This window comes from Lelliottia nimipressuralis, assembly GCF_004115925.1.
GTDB lineage: Bacteria > Pseudomonadota > Gammaproteobacteria > Enterobacterales > Enterobacteriaceae > Enterobacter > Enterobacter nimipressuralis.
In genome coordinates this window covers 372,678-386,778 of the sequence record NZ_SDDX01000008.1, presented here as the reverse complement: position 1 = coordinate 386,778, position 14,101 = coordinate 372,678, and the positions used below count along the sequence as shown (strand labels likewise).

Annotated in this window: 11 protein-coding genes and 1 pseudogene; 7 read left to right on the top strand and 5 right to left on the bottom strand. The window is 48.3% G+C overall.

Going from position 1 to position 14,101, the window contains the following annotated elements; all coding sequences use genetic code 11:
* From ETG88_RS08185 to ETG88_RS08165, 5 genes and pseudogenes are all read right to left on the bottom strand, one after another.
* Positions 1-1,093, bottom strand: a pseudogene (locus ETG88_RS08185) (DUF2169 family type VI secretion system accessory protein).
* A 93-nt stretch (positions 1,094-1,186) separates the two neighbouring features.
* A complete protein-coding gene (locus ETG88_RS08180; RefSeq protein WP_129035137.1) occupies positions 1,187-3,178 on the bottom strand; it encodes a type VI secretion system Vgr family protein in 1,992 nt (663 codons plus the stop codon).
* 490 nt (positions 3,179-3,668) lie between these two features.
* Positions 3,669-4,421, bottom strand: a complete 753-nt coding sequence (locus tag ETG88_RS08175; protein WP_164971781.1) for a DUF4225 domain-containing protein — start codon at positions 4,419-4,421, stop codon at positions 3,669-3,671.
* 533 nt (positions 4,422-4,954) lie between these two features.
* Positions 4,955-5,320, bottom strand: coding sequence for an adhesin (locus tag ETG88_RS08170; protein ID WP_129035136.1), 366 nt, complete (start codon positions 5,318-5,320; stop codon positions 4,955-4,957).
* Between the two features lie 498 nt (positions 5,321-5,818).
* Positions 5,819-6,337, bottom strand: coding sequence for an Hcp family type VI secretion system effector (locus ETG88_RS08165; RefSeq protein WP_100778963.1), 519 nt, complete (start codon positions 6,335-6,337; stop codon positions 5,819-5,821).
* Positions 6,338-6,996: 659 nt separating this feature from the next.
* Between ETG88_RS08165 and tssB the strand changes: the two genes are divergently transcribed.
* The 7 genes from tssB to tssJ are packed head-to-tail and all read left to right on the top strand — an operon-like array spanning position 6,997 to position 14,101.
* Positions 6,997-7,497, top strand: a complete 501-nt coding sequence (gene tssB / locus ETG88_RS08160) for a type VI secretion system contractile sheath small subunit (RefSeq protein WP_100778964.1) — start codon at positions 6,997-6,999, stop codon at positions 7,495-7,497.
* A gap of 20 nt (positions 7,498-7,517) precedes the next feature.
* Positions 7,518-9,002 carry a type VI secretion system contractile sheath large subunit gene (gene tssC / locus ETG88_RS08155; RefSeq protein WP_129035135.1) on the top strand — a complete coding sequence of 495 codons (1,485 nt, stop codon included), beginning with the start codon at positions 7,518-7,520 and terminating at the stop codon, positions 9,000-9,002.
* 8 nt (positions 9,003-9,010) lie between these two features.
* Entirely contained in the window at positions 9,011-9,430 is a 420-nt protein-coding gene (gene tssE, locus ETG88_RS08150) for a type VI secretion system baseplate subunit TssE (protein ID WP_164971783.1), read from the top strand.
* Positions 9,431-9,434: 4 nt separating this feature from the next.
* On the top strand, positions 9,435-11,255 hold the full coding sequence (tssF, locus tag ETG88_RS08145) for a type VI secretion system baseplate subunit TssF (protein ID WP_129035133.1): 1,821 nt from the start codon (positions 9,435-9,437) through the stop codon (positions 11,253-11,255).
* Entirely contained in the window at positions 11,222-12,265 is a 1,044-nt protein-coding gene (gene tssG, locus ETG88_RS08140) for a type VI secretion system baseplate subunit TssG (RefSeq protein WP_129035132.1), read from the top strand. Before tssF ends, tssG begins: the two co-directional genes overlap by 34 nt.
* A 16-nt stretch (positions 12,266-12,281) precedes the next feature.
* Entirely contained in the window at positions 12,282-13,580 is a 1,299-nt protein-coding gene (gene tagH, locus ETG88_RS08135) for a type VI secretion system-associated FHA domain protein TagH (protein ID WP_129035131.1), read from the top strand.
* The gene (gene tssJ / locus ETG88_RS08130) at positions 13,577-14,101 is read left to right on the top strand and encodes a type VI secretion system lipoprotein TssJ (protein ID WP_100778967.1); all 525 of its coding nucleotides are present in this window, start codon (positions 13,577-13,579) and stop codon (positions 14,099-14,101) included. Before tagH ends, tssJ begins: the two co-directional genes overlap by 4 nt.

Here is a 14,101-nt window from a genome sequence, read left to right as displayed (position 1 = left end):
TTATACCTTCCTGGTTCTGTATCGCGCTTCCATTACGCGCATTGGCACGTCACCTGGCAGTAGAAAACGCCACGTCAGTGCTATGTTCAGCGAGTCTGTATCAATTGCCAGCGTGTCCAGCCACATAGGGACAGGTACTCGCTGTCCGGTTGGGGTGCGAAGCAGAATGCGTCCCTGGTGTTCAGGCAGAGAAAAGTGAATGTCCCCGTCCGGGCGAAAACCCGAGAGGACAAACTCTGCCCCTGGATCCGGGAAGAGGATCTGTTGGTCATGTGGTGCGCCATTCCAGTAACCAAAATCAAAATCTTCCGGCAGCCCAGGATGCACAGTCTCCAGCCATGTCTGGTCATAAGTCCCTGCCAACGGCAGGCGTGGTAACCAGCTCCGTCCGATATAGCCAAAGCCTGCAGGCTGGTATTCTGGCGCGAACCAGTCGGCGTTTCCGTTCAGGCAGGCGAGAAAGTGCCTGAGGGTAAAGGGGCTGTCCGTGGCGATAATGCGAGGGGCTTCAACCTGATGAATATCGCAGGCATTCAAATACCAGGGGGGCATGTAACCGAGCCCCAGAGGATTGACCGGGCATGCTCTGTGCGCGAGAGGTGGATTTACCTGGTTGGGGTGCTCCCGACGCTCGTCTTCGGTGAGACGGTATTCTTCAGGAATGCGGTTAGCATATTCACTATCGACCTCCACCCGGCATTCACCGCCAAATGCAAAACGGTAATCCAGGGGGAGGGAGCTAAAAAGTTCCGGCTCCGTTTCAAACCATTGTCCAGTTAATGTCTGACGTTGATAAAAGCGTTTGCCAGTTATTTGCAATGCTTTATTTAGCAGCACTGCGCCTGAAGGCGTACGCATCAGGACTCTCGCGATCATCTCTTGAGCGGCGACACCACCCGGTGTGTGCTGTGCCATTGACGATAACATCACAGGCAGGTTTTAACGGGGCGAGGTCACTCTCGCGCAGGACAGGCGAGCAGTTCATTTCACCGGCAAACTCATCTTCGATGCATAATGGCATCGGTGGGTTTTCCATTAATTGCGTCTGCCACTGACCATTATCATCCTGGACAAGCCGGAAGCCGGTTTTCATGGCGACGACGCGATGACGTTCGTTATGCTTGTCGTCCATCGCATATTCCATCACTGAAAACGGCGTCAGATTACGAAATTCCATTTTCGTGCCTCAGTTGAGATTGACGTCTTTACCTTTGATTTGAACAATGCCGCCGGCAGTGAAATCAAATTCCGTGCCGGAGATCGTCACTTTTCCACCTTGTTCAAGGGTGATGGAACTGGCTCCACAAATCAGTTCGATTTTCTCGCCTGATTTGATAGTGGTGATTTTCGCGACATTGAGGGTGTAGTTTTGCTGAACAGTCACGGACTGATCTTTTTTGACGGTCGCGGTATCGCTGCCGATGATTGTGGCTGTTTGGTCGCCACCGACGCTTTTTTCACGATCCTGCGTGACATTTAGCGTCTGCTTGTTCTGCACGGTAATCGTCTGATCATGGGCGACGGTGACCTTTTGGTCGTGTCCACCTTCATTTTTGCCACCCACATTTATCGTCTGTCCGACGCCTACGGTGACAGTCTGGTTATTGGATACGGTTTCAGTGTGATCGTGATTAACCGTCGTCGTTCGGTCATGCAACACCTCTGTTTGCATGTCCTTTTGTGCGTGCATATAGAGCTGCTCTTTCCCTGTCGCATCCTCAAAACGCAGTTCATTGAAACCTTCACCTTTGTAGGTTTTTGAGCGGATGGTCATCTGCGTTTTCGTACCTGGCAGGCCGCCAGGAGAGCGGTTATCCTGGTGATAGGTTCGACCCATAATGATAGGTTGGTCAGGATCACCATTCAGGAAATCAACAATGACTTCCTGGTTGATGCGCGGAATGGCAAGGTTGCCAAATCCGGTACCGGCCCATGCCTGCGACACGCGTACCCAGCATGAACTGCTCTCATTCTTAGGGTTATATCTGTCCCAGTGAAACTTCACGCGGACACGTCCATGCTCATCGCAGAAGATTTCTTCACCAGCAGGGCCAGTGACGATCGCACTTTGTGGGCCATCGACTTTCGGTTTAGGCAGGGGACGGGGCCGCCAGGTTCGGTCAGCAGGGATGACCGAAAATTGATTCGTCAATGTGGTGCCTGTGCCTGAACTCCCATGCAATGCCTGTGGCTGTTGGCCCACCAGCGTGCTTCTAATCACCTGCCATTCTCGGTTGAGGGTTTCCTGAGGATGGTTTTTGAGAATAAAGCGAGTTCCTGGCCACAAATTGGGTGAGTTACTGATCCCTCCGGCAGTCTCAGAGCTATTACGAAAACCATCCAATTGATAGCGACTAAAATCCTGCCCGTGCTGCTCATCCTTAAAACGACCAGGGTAATCATAAACTTCATATTGCGTGAGCTGATTATTCAGGTTTTCGCCTTGTTGATTAAACGTTCCCTCCCAGTCGGGTACTTTGAATGTATAATCTTTACTTACGACTGATGAGGCACGTACTCCTGCATCGTATTGAAATGCACTGATACACTCACTATTCACTTCTGTAGTTATATTCGGATTGAAGATAATCGTGTCGTTGAGTGGGGACAGGCCAGCAATATCATCGCATAACATCAATTTTTGATTAGGTCCAACTGGTGCGTGTTTATCATAAAAGAAGATCCCTTCTTCCGCCCAAAGGCGTGATAAAAATGCCAGATCGTTTTCACCGTATTGAACACAGAATTCACGAGAAGAGTGGCCAGCATTAAAAGAGGGTGCCCAGTCGATAACACCGTTCTCACTGAGAAGTGTTGATGAAATAGCTTCAATATCTTGTTGTTGAAATATGCGGAAATTCTGCCGTAGTCCACAGCGCCAGAGTGGCGGCTGAATACAAAAATGATACAGCATCTGCCAGCGATTATTTTCTTTCATCCCAAAGCTGGAAACTACTCCTGTGACATAACGCAGCGCCTCTGACCCCTGCCAAATAGTGAGGGTGACTTTTTTTTCTAGTAGGTTGTTTGCTTCCTGATTGAAGGATTTACTGGCAACATCTACATCTAACATAAATGGAAATGAAAGACGTTGTTTCAACCAGAAACTCACGACTGCAAATGTTTCAGAAGGCTGTCCATCCACGTCAAACGTAAAACGCAGTCCTTTTAATGACATATCTGTCTCCCTTTCAAATAAATGCCTATAATAACGGTGAATAGAGTGGGGTTAATTTGTCGGGTTTTGAAATGCTTTGATGAAGTGTAAGATTCGTAACTGTGTTATTTAGCATTAATCTTTGTTAGATGCTGGGTTATTAATTTTATATGTATTGTGTTTTAGTTATTTGATGATGGGATTTAACTGTACAGCTTTCTTGCGATAATGTAAGGAAGTGAACTAATCCATGCTAATCCAAAAGAAATGTAATAGAGTGGGATATTATTACCAAGGTCTATATCCCAAAAAGGTATTCTTCCAAAGTTAAAAACGTAGAAGTGAAAAAAAGGTAATATTGTCGATGTTGTTATGGCATAAAAATGATGTGTTGTCTTTTTGGACTTTAATAATATTTTTACGACAGTGAAATTAATATGCAACCCTAGGCATGATAGAGCAATATATAAAATGTTTAACTTATATCCTGCAGCCTCAATGATAACTTCCATTAATATGCCCTCCATTGACCCACTACGGTATTTATATCACCGGTGATCTCTATAAATAAATCGCCAGGGCCCATAAGAGTAATTCCCATCTTTTTTATACCCCATAGCAAATCTGCGTTAATGTAACGGTAAAGTCTCTGTGCTTCTTCTGGTAATTTATACTCAAGTAAACCATTCATCGATAATGCCACGTCAACAAAAGTATAAATAACATCGGAATCTTTAATATCTATTCCAAAAAAATCTCCTGCTTCTTCGTACATAAAGCGTACTGGACCGGTACAGCTCTCTCGATAAAGCAAGTAATAACCATTTTCAATAAGGTTGTTAACCCCGTGAGCTGTTAGTAATGTTCCTGGGATCGCTCCGGCACCAGTGCTAATCATTCCAACACCAGTGACAATCTGTAAGCCCCCTGCAATAAATCCCGCCCCTGCAATAAATAGATCAACATTAATAGTTTCTCTTCCACCGCTTCCTCTGACTTTCTCTTGGCTTATAGGGCGAAGGATAATGGCTTGCCTAACCTGATTTTTCTCTAGTTCATCGTTTTGTTTTCTTAGTGATGTTATTTCATTCTCCAGAGCTTCTCTTGCCTCGGATTGTGATAGTTTCCCAGAAAATAAATCACTATCAATCTGTGAGGAAAAATTAATGGTATCACTGATAAAATGGTCTTTTGCAAGACTCCATTTCATGTACTTATTTGCAACATTATTCATTACTTGAATAAGTTCATTTTGTTTTTCCATAATGATCATTGTGACTTGCCCCCTATTTTATATGGATAAAAAGAATTTGTGCATAATTTAGTTAATGCAATATCGCATGCTACATGTGTAAGAGTATTTTTAATAAACTGATATCTACTGAAGATGACCATATTTATAGCTAGGGGTATCAAGTGGTATTACAAATTTTCGCTTGTCGCAAGGAACGTGGAAATACATTTCCTGCCCACCACCGGTTTTGACATGTTTGTTGTCAAGCTAAAAAATTATTTATCGTTTGAGAGAATACCAACTGCTTTATGCATTAGCACTAATAAGAATTCTGTTGAATTTTTTATTATTTAGTTATCCTAATTCACTCTAGCACCCAGTTGTGAGTTTGAGATATTTTCATGTGTAAGCTGTATTTTTGCATTTTTTAAGTTCACTGAATTTAAAAAATTGAAAATGCATATTTTTGAGCATTGAGAAACGATAATGCGACTACACGCCCCGTTTAAAAATCTAGGGATCGTTATTGTCCATTATTTTTTTATTCAGTGTTTTGACTGTATTTAAATCCCGCAATATCCAGTCATGTTAAATTTTTTAACTCTATTTTTGATGTTAATAGAAATGATGGATTCAATGTTGGTTCCTTCAGGGTTCATTTCTGACTCTTTAACTTCAGTATGTTTTGAGGTTATATAAAATTGTGAGTTTTGAAATGTTATACCATTTTTGTCTGACGGTACTTCTTTAAGTATGTTTATTTTGTTATTGATTTTCATAATGGCTGAGTATTTACAGATTTCTCCGCCGACAGGACAAATACTTCCTTCCACATAGTTGTAATAATCATCTTTCTTATTGTCGTAGAGGCTGAGACTGCAAACTGGATGCCCTAGATCAGGAATTTCATCCACTTTAAAACTATTCACGATCAGGTCATCTAAAGAATTTACTTCGGGTTCATTTGCAATACAGTAAAAAGGAGCCAGCACGAACAGGATGACAAATAACACTATATTTTTGAGCATAGATACTAGGTCTTTAGATTTAAAGGCTAAATGTGTTTTATCAAATAGTATGGTAAGGCGCTGGGCTTTTTATATCGAAACGTCTTTGTAAGGCCTTCAGTATGGCAGTTAGTCGTTTATGCTCCATTTGTACAAGACTCAAGAAAAAACATAGACGAGCTACTTTGTAACAGCTCTTCTGGCAATTAACTGGTTTTTTACAAACTATCCGCTCAAGTAGGTACTACTCGAAATTTCTCCATGTTGAAAGTGCTGTTTCACTTGTCTTTAAGCACGCTACCGCCAAAGTCTCCGGCATCCGCCATCCCCCAAAAAGCGTTTCTTATTACTGACAACCATTTCCGAGGTGCAATACAAAAACAGCATCCGGTCCCTAAGAACCGGATGCTGGGTATCAACTTATGCTTCCAGCGGTGCACGCCAGTCATCAGCACCAGAAGTGCCAGACTTAACGTGCTCCCACTCGATTTTACGGTAGGCGAGGGAAACCTTAATTAGCTGGGTAAACTCGCGCTTCTCCGCATCCTGGCAGTGAGGCATAGTGCAGTCGATATCCACAATGGTGGAATCGGTCAGGCGAGTGGTGAAGAAGTGTTCCTGCTTGCCTTCCACTGAGGTACGCCACCAGTGCAGCTCGGTGGTTGGCAGCATTTCGCCAGAAGCCAGCGCGTTATACAGCAAAGGTACAGCTTTGTTCAGTGCCACGGTAAAGATGAACGGCTTGTGGGCACGTTGACCAGATGGCTGGCCGGACTGAGGGTCGGTAGGGACAGTCACGTTATGATGAAATTCTTGTACCAGCATCTCATCTTCGTGGCCCTGCACGTAAATGTTACCAACCGAAGGGGCAGTAAATGCACCTGCGGTAATATTTCCTTGGGTCTGACCCGTGATTGAGATGTAACACGGTGTAGGCATTTTTAAACTCCTTGTTAATGTATAAATGACTGCTGACAATCACCTGCCGTTAGTCCTCGACAGGCAAATTTTGAAACGGCTCTTACCCGAAATCAGTCATGTACGTGCATCCCTGCTTTAGGTAATGCGAATAGGTAGTAGCCATCAAATAATGTTTAGCTATATTTAATTCCTAATTTTGATTATATGGTTTATCGCTATGTATAATTCTTTAGTATATTTCGTTGCGATGAAATTAATGAGCAGATTGAATCATGGGCAATGGTAAGTCAATCTCCTGGTTTATTTTGTTGTTGGGCTTTTATAAGGCGATTCTTAAGTTTCACAAATATCTTATTTAATCCATGAATGCATTTAATATCAATCATTTAGCGTAATTATAAATATGAATTTCACAGTGAAAATCTATTATCTATTAGGTTGTGCTCTTACGCTTCGCATTGTATCTTGAACCTTTGTAGCACGCATTTTATATCTAGCATATAGAGCGGAATTATCCGGAATCGAAGTATTTCGGGAATGTTGTTTTCGCGTAGGATATGGGTTGATAAGGCGTTTCAATCTATTTAACCGCCACTTCGGCGGCATTTCCGGTGTTTTTAGTTGTGCGGAATATGCTGCATTGATGGCCTGGTCGATAACCTGAAGGACTATTTTTTATGAGCAGCCAAAAAAATGACGGCAGCATCGCTCCACGTGAGCGCATTAATATTAAATTCACCCCCAAAACAGGCTCCCAGACAGCTGAAGTTGAGCTGCCGCTTAACCTGCTGGTCACCGGTAATCTGACAGGCGGTTCGGATGAGACGCCGCTTGATGAGCGGCAGCCTGTTGCCATCAATCGTAACAATTTCAATGCGGTGTTAGAGCAAGCAGGTATTGGCCGTGAGTTCGCCGTTCCCTCCACGCTCAGTGAAAATCACGATGAGCGCATGGGCGTCAGGCTGAAAGTGAAATCACTGTCCGATCTCGCACCTGACAACATTGCTGCCCAGATACCTGAAATGCGAAAAATGCTTGAGCTACGCGAGGCCCTGGTGGCGTTACGCGGCCCAATGGGAAATATCCCGGCTTTCCGCGCGCAGCTAAAAGCTTTACTGGATAACGAACAAAGCCGTGAACAACTGATTGCGGAACTGGGCATCGCAGGTCGGAAATAACTTTGTACAAGGATTTCACTATGTCAGATATCACCTTACCGGAAGCCTCTGCTTCCTCTGCACAGGTCGCCGCGCCCACATTGTTGGATGACATCATGGCGCAGACCCGTTTCAAGCCGGAGTCAGAAAGTTACGATATTGCGCGCCAGGGCGTAACAGCCTTTATTACGGCTCTTCTACAGAATGATGAAGAGGGCGAATCCGTCGATATCCTGGCCGTCAACGGCATGATTGCTGATATTGATGAGCGCATGGGGCGTCAGATGGATGTGATCCTGCATGCGCCAGAGTTCCAGGAGCTGGAGTCGTTTCTGCGCTCACTGAAACTCCTTGTTGATCATGCTGATCCACGGGAAAACATCAAAATTCATCTACTGCACGTCACAAAAGAAGAGCTGCTGGACGATTTTTCGTTTGCGCCGGAAATTACCCAGTCTGGTTTCTACCGCCACGTTTACTCCAGTGGTTTCGGGCAGTTTGGCGGAGAGCCTGTCGCGGCGGTTATCGGCAACTACAGCTTCGATAACACGACGGCCGATATGAAGCTCCTGCAATATATCAGCGCCGTCAGTGCAATGGCGCACAGCCCATTCCTCTCTTCCGTTTCTCCAACATTTTTCGGACTTGATTCGTTTACCGAACTGCCTGGGATCAAGGATGTTGCGGCCATTTTTGAAGGGCCGGCATACACCAAATGGCGATCGCTGCGTGAATCAGAAGATGCCCGAAATCTTGGTCTGACGGCACCGCGCTTTTTGCTGCGACATCCTTATGTCCCGAATGAAAATCCCATCAAAAGCTTTAACTACCACGAAGATGTCAGCAAGAGCCACGAGCACTATCTTTGGGGTAACACGGCGTTTCTTCTGGCCGCTAACATGGCGGAGAGTTTTGCATCGACCCGCTGGTGTCCGAATATCGTTGGCCCACAAAGCGGCGGCGCGGTGAAAGATTTACCGGTGCATCTGTATGAAGCCATGGGGCAACTTCAGGCAAAAGTGCCGACCGAAATTCTCATTACCGACCGTCGTGAATACGAACTGGCAGAGCAGGGGTTCATTACGCTAACGATGCGTAAAGGTTCTGATAGCGCTGCCTTTTTCTCGGCTAATTCAGTTCAGAAACCAAAGGCATTCCCTAATACAGTGGAAGGAAAGGAAGCGGAAACTAACTATAAGTTAGGAACACAGCTGCCTTACCTGTTTGTTATCAACAGACTGGCTCATTACATCAAAGTGCTTCAGCGCGAACAGCTCGGCTCATGGAAAGAACGTGGCGACCTCGAGCGTGAACTCAATACCTGGATTCGCCAGTACGTGGCCGATCAGGAAAACCCGCCATCTGAAGTTCGCAGTCGCAAACCGCTGCGTCAGGCGAAAATTGAAGTATCGGATGTGGAAGGTGAACCGGGCTGGTACCAGGTGGCGCTTAGCGTGCGTCCACATTTCAAATACATGGGAGCATCGTTTGAGCTGTCCTTAGTCGGTCGCTTAGACAGGGATTAAGCACCATGATAATGGAACGGGAATCTGGGGGCAGTTTGTTTGAGCGTATCCGCGAGGCGGCGAATCCACCTCTGCGCCTGCGACCTAAGGCGTCGCTGCTGAATTCGGTGCGCGATACCCTTCGTAACGTCCTCAATACCCGTTCCGGCAGTTGTTACGGTTCGCCGGATCTGGGAATTGATGATTTTAACAGTCAATCCCCCGATTCGTTGAACATTCGCGACTGGATGGTCAAGGCCATCAGGGAGTCTATTTTGGGCTATGAACCGCGGATTTCGGATGTGGTAGTGGCGGCCATCGCAGAGGATGCCTGCCTGCCGCTGGAACTGCGGTTTCATATTGTAGCAACGATAGATTTCAGCAGCAGCCAGGATGTCCTGGAGTTTGACATCCTGCTGGATAACCACCGGCACTGGAAAGTGGAGTAACCCGATGGCCTTTGAAGAGCGTTACTACCGCGAAGAGCTGGATTATCTGCGTCAGCTCGGCAAATTGCTGGCACAGGAGAAACCCTACCTGGCTCGCTTTTTGGCCGAGAAAGAGGGCGATCCGGATGTGGAACGCTTGCTGGAAGCGTTCGCCTTCCTCTCAGGTGGCCTGCGGCAAAAGCTTGAAGATGAATTCCCCGAGTTCACGCATGGACTCATCAACATGCTGTGGCCAAATTATCTGCGTCCGGTGCCGGCGATGACGGTCATTGAATATCAGCCCCGTAAAGAGCTGCAAACATTCGTTCAGGTTTGCCGCGATGAGTTGATTAAAACCGGAAAGAGTGACCGCTCGCAGACTGGTGCTCAGGGGGCACTGACCAGCGGAGAGCGCGCCTCATTGCCGGTTTGTCATTTCACTCTGGCACGCGATACCTGGCTACAACCTCTTTTAGTTCAGGATGTGAGAAACACCAGCAGCCTAAAAGCAGGTGCTATTGAGATTGATTTTTTCACTGAGGGCAATATTTCTCCCCGCGCAATTGATCTGAATAAACTGACTTTTTGGTTGGGTAATGAAGACGACTACACCCGTCATCAGCTCTATTTATGGTTCAGTGAACATCTGGTGGATGCCGAACTGGTTGCCGGTGAGCGGCGTTTAGCATTATCGGATCTGTGGCTTGAGGCCGCCGGATTTGAACCGGAAGATGCGCTGTTGCCATGGCCGAAAAACGTTCATGTCGGTTACCGGGTACTGCAGGAGTATTTCTGTTATCCGGAGAGCTTTTTCTTCTTCCACGTGAAGGATGCCGCGCCATTGCCAGACGATTTTCCGGTCGGTGCGTTTACGCTACGCCTGCATTTTAATCTGCCACTACCGGCAGATATCAAGCTGCGCAAGGCTTCTTTACGTCCCTATTGTACGCCTGCGGTCAATCTTTTCGCGCACCACTCTGAACCTGTCAGACCGGATGACAGTGCGCCGCAGTACCCGTTGCGCGCCAGCCAACAGAACCCGGAATCCTATGATATTTTCCAGATAACCTCGGTTTCGAGCAAAGAGAGCGGTTCCGGACAGAGCAGAAAGTTTCGCCTCTGGCCTGAGTTTGAAGGATTTCAGCACCAGATAGAGTACAACCGTCAGCGTGAAGTCGTTTACTGGCACCACCGAACAAAAACGTCATTATTTCATCAAGGTCTGGAGCATTCGATTGCATTTGTTCACGCGAACGGAGACATACCAGAACATACCCGACTGGATGGCGAAGTTTTCACGGCCTCGCTTGTCTGCACCAATCGCATGTTACCTGCGTCGTTGCATATCGGTGATATCTGCGAGGCCGTTAATAAGAATCCAGCCGTTGCGTCCTTCAGTAATGTGATGCGGCCAACCCGTCCGCTTTATCCGATGACGGACGGCAATATGCACTGGTCGCTGATCTCCTGCATGAATCTGAACTATCTCTCGCTGCTGGACAGGGAAGCGTTGATTCAGGTTCTGCGCACGTTTGATTTACCCGGTATTCACCACCCGCAGCAGGCCCGACTCTCTTCGCAGAAACTGGATGCTATTGAAAAAATGGCGTCCCGTCCGGTCGACCGCCTGTTTAAGGGGGTGCCGGTTCGAGGGCTGTCCACCACGCTGTGGATAAATCCGGCCCCCTTTGTCTGTGAAGGTGAGATCTATCTGCTGGGGACGGTGCTGTCCTATTTCTTTGCGCTGTATGCCAGCATCAATTCGTTTCACTGCCTCAAAATTATCAACACCGAAAGTCAGGAGTCCTGGGAATGGCAACATACCGGCCAGCACGCCCTGATGTAAGGGAAACAGCAAATCTCCCGGATGTGCGCGGGACAAACTTTTTTGTGCTGATGGAATCGCTATATACGCGGTATGGCGGTACGGACCAGGAGCCATCCTTGCGTACGGAGCCGGAACAGGAAGTGGCGCTGTTCAAATCCGATGCCAGTATTGCTTTCCCTGGAAGTGACCTGAGCACGCTCAGTCGTAACGAGACCGGGCAGTTCAACCTGACGACCAAATTCCTGGGCTTCTCCGGTAGCCAGTCGCCACTGCCCGGGTACTACCTGGACAGAATGGCGCAGGAGTCGGCACAAAATGAAGAGGGGCTGAAAGAGTTTCTCGATCTGTTCAGCCATCGATGGACGCAGTTTACTTATCACGCCTGGCGTAAGTACCGCTATTACATCTGTTTTCGTAACGGTGGCACAGACACTTTTTCGCAGCGTATGTATGCCCTTGTAGGGCTGGGCAATCCCAGTGTGCGCGCCAGGCTTGCCATCAACCATAGCAAGATGCTGGCCTACGCCGGGATACTTGCTACACCGGGGCGCTCACCGGACGTGGTGTGCAATCTGGTCTCTCACTGTTTTGATCTGCCGGAAGTCCGTATTGAGAGCTGGCAGCTACGCAAAGTGCCTGTCGATCCTGCCCAGCAGAATCGGCTGGGTGTGAGAAATCCAAAAAACAGAACTGCCGGATATGTGCCGGGGCGCTCAGTCATCGGTGTCAATTTTACCCTCGGAGCCAGAGTGCCCGATCGCAGCGGAAAATTTCTTCTGCGGATCAGCAATCTCTCGATGGAGCGTTATCTCTCATTTTTGCCGGACGGTGGAAATCACCAGGCATTGACAATGTTTGTCTCTTTTTTACTGCGCGATCAGTTCGCCTGGGATTTGCGTCTGGATCTGGCTCCCGAGCAGGCGAAAGGCATGCTGTTAGGCGACAGCGCCCGATCCTGTATCGGGCGCACGGCGTTTATCGGACAGCCGAAAGTGCCGCCCTCTATCACCCTTCATATCAGGGATTAATTTTATGGAATCGCATATGGCTGAGGAGAAAAAGCACTCTTCCGTGCTGTCACTCACGTTGCAGGTTATGAACGGCAATGAGCTGGAGAGCGGAAGGGCTGCAAAATGCCTGTTTTCTGCCGAGGGCGGAGATATCGGCCACGCTACGGCGTGCCGCTGGCCGGTACAGGATCGAGCAGGATCTATCGCTGGCCGTGCCTGCGAAGTGGTTCTCCATGATGGCACCTTCTGTCTTCGTAGCCTGATGCCAGGGTTGATGATCAATCTGGCTCCGGTGTCCGTGGATTCTGGATTAGTGCGGTTGCGTCAGGGCGATGAGATTGGACTTGGGGCGCTGGCATTAAAAGTGTTCCTCCATGAAGGAAAACTCGTCAGCTATAGCGAGCAGATGGCCGCCCCGGAAACCATCGTGACTAACCGCGATCGCCTGGCTGATGCGCTGCTCACCACTGACGGGCAACCGACGTATCCGGGAATGCCTCACCGACATCAGCTCGCAGACACCGTGGTGAACGGTTTTTCTACCGATCCTCTCCAGGCGTTGCAAACAGAAAGTCTGACCACTGCGGGTGATCTGCTGTCGGGATCGGCTCCCCTTCGAACCACCGCCACGCTTTCCGCTCCGCCCGGTAATAGCAGGCTGGAAAATCAGTTTATGGATCTGCCACCGATGTATGCCGATTCTCACGAGAGTCATGATGAAGCGGGCGCGCAGGGTGAAATGACACATCGCCATCTCGCCGTCACGCCGCTTATGCGTGGGTTAGGCTGCTCGCTTTCTGTACGCAATTCACAGGAGGCGGATGATTTTTTGGAAGAGGCTGGAAGGACATTGCAGGCCGCAATACAAGGGCTGCTTGAGCTTCAATATCAACGTAACAGCCTGTCTGACAAGCATCTGCGTCCGCTGGAAGATAACCCGTTGCGTCTGAATATGGACTACACCACGGCGCTGGATGTGATGTTTGCCGAGGGTAAAAGCCCGGTTCACCTTGCTGCTCCTGCCGCAGTACGCGAGAGCCTGCGCAACATTCGCCACCATGAAGAAGCCAATCGCGGGGCGATTATCGAATCGCTGCGTGTCCTGCTGGACGCCTTTTCTCCCCAGAGCCTGATGCGCCGTTTTGTTCAGTATCGTCGCAGCCATGAATTGCGCCAGCCGCTGGACGATGCCGGCGCATGGCAGATGTATAGCCATTACTACGACGAACTGGCGTCCAGCCGTCAGCAGGGTTTCGAGATGCTGTTTAACGAAGTGTATGCCCAGGTCTATGACCGGGTATTGAGAGAGAAGCAACGGGAGTCGGAAGCATGATCAGGAGGGCGTTTCTGGCCTGCGTTCTGATGAGCGTGGTTTTAACTGGCTGCGAAACGGCGAAAAAACTCGGCCAGGTGATCAGTAATCCGGATATTCAGGTCGGAAAGCAGGCGGTACAACCGTCGGAGGTGACCGTCACGCTTCTCACTGAACCGGATACCAATACCAACGCAGAGGGGGAAGCCGCCCCTGTGGATGTGCAACTAGTCTATCTCAGCGACGATTCAAAGCTACAGGCCGCTGACTATGATCAGATAGCCAGTACACCGTTACCGGATGTGTTAGGGAAAAACTACATCGATCACCAGGATTTCAGCCTGCTGCCGGACACGCTCAAAACCCTGCCGCCGGTGAAACTGGACGAAAAAACGCAGTTTATTGGCATTGTAGCCTACTTCTCGGATGACCAGTCCTCCGAATGGAAGCAGATCGAGCCAGTGGAAGGTACGGGCCACCAATACCGTGTGCTGGTGCATGTACGGCAGAGCAGTATCGAAATGAAAAAAGAGGAAGACTGA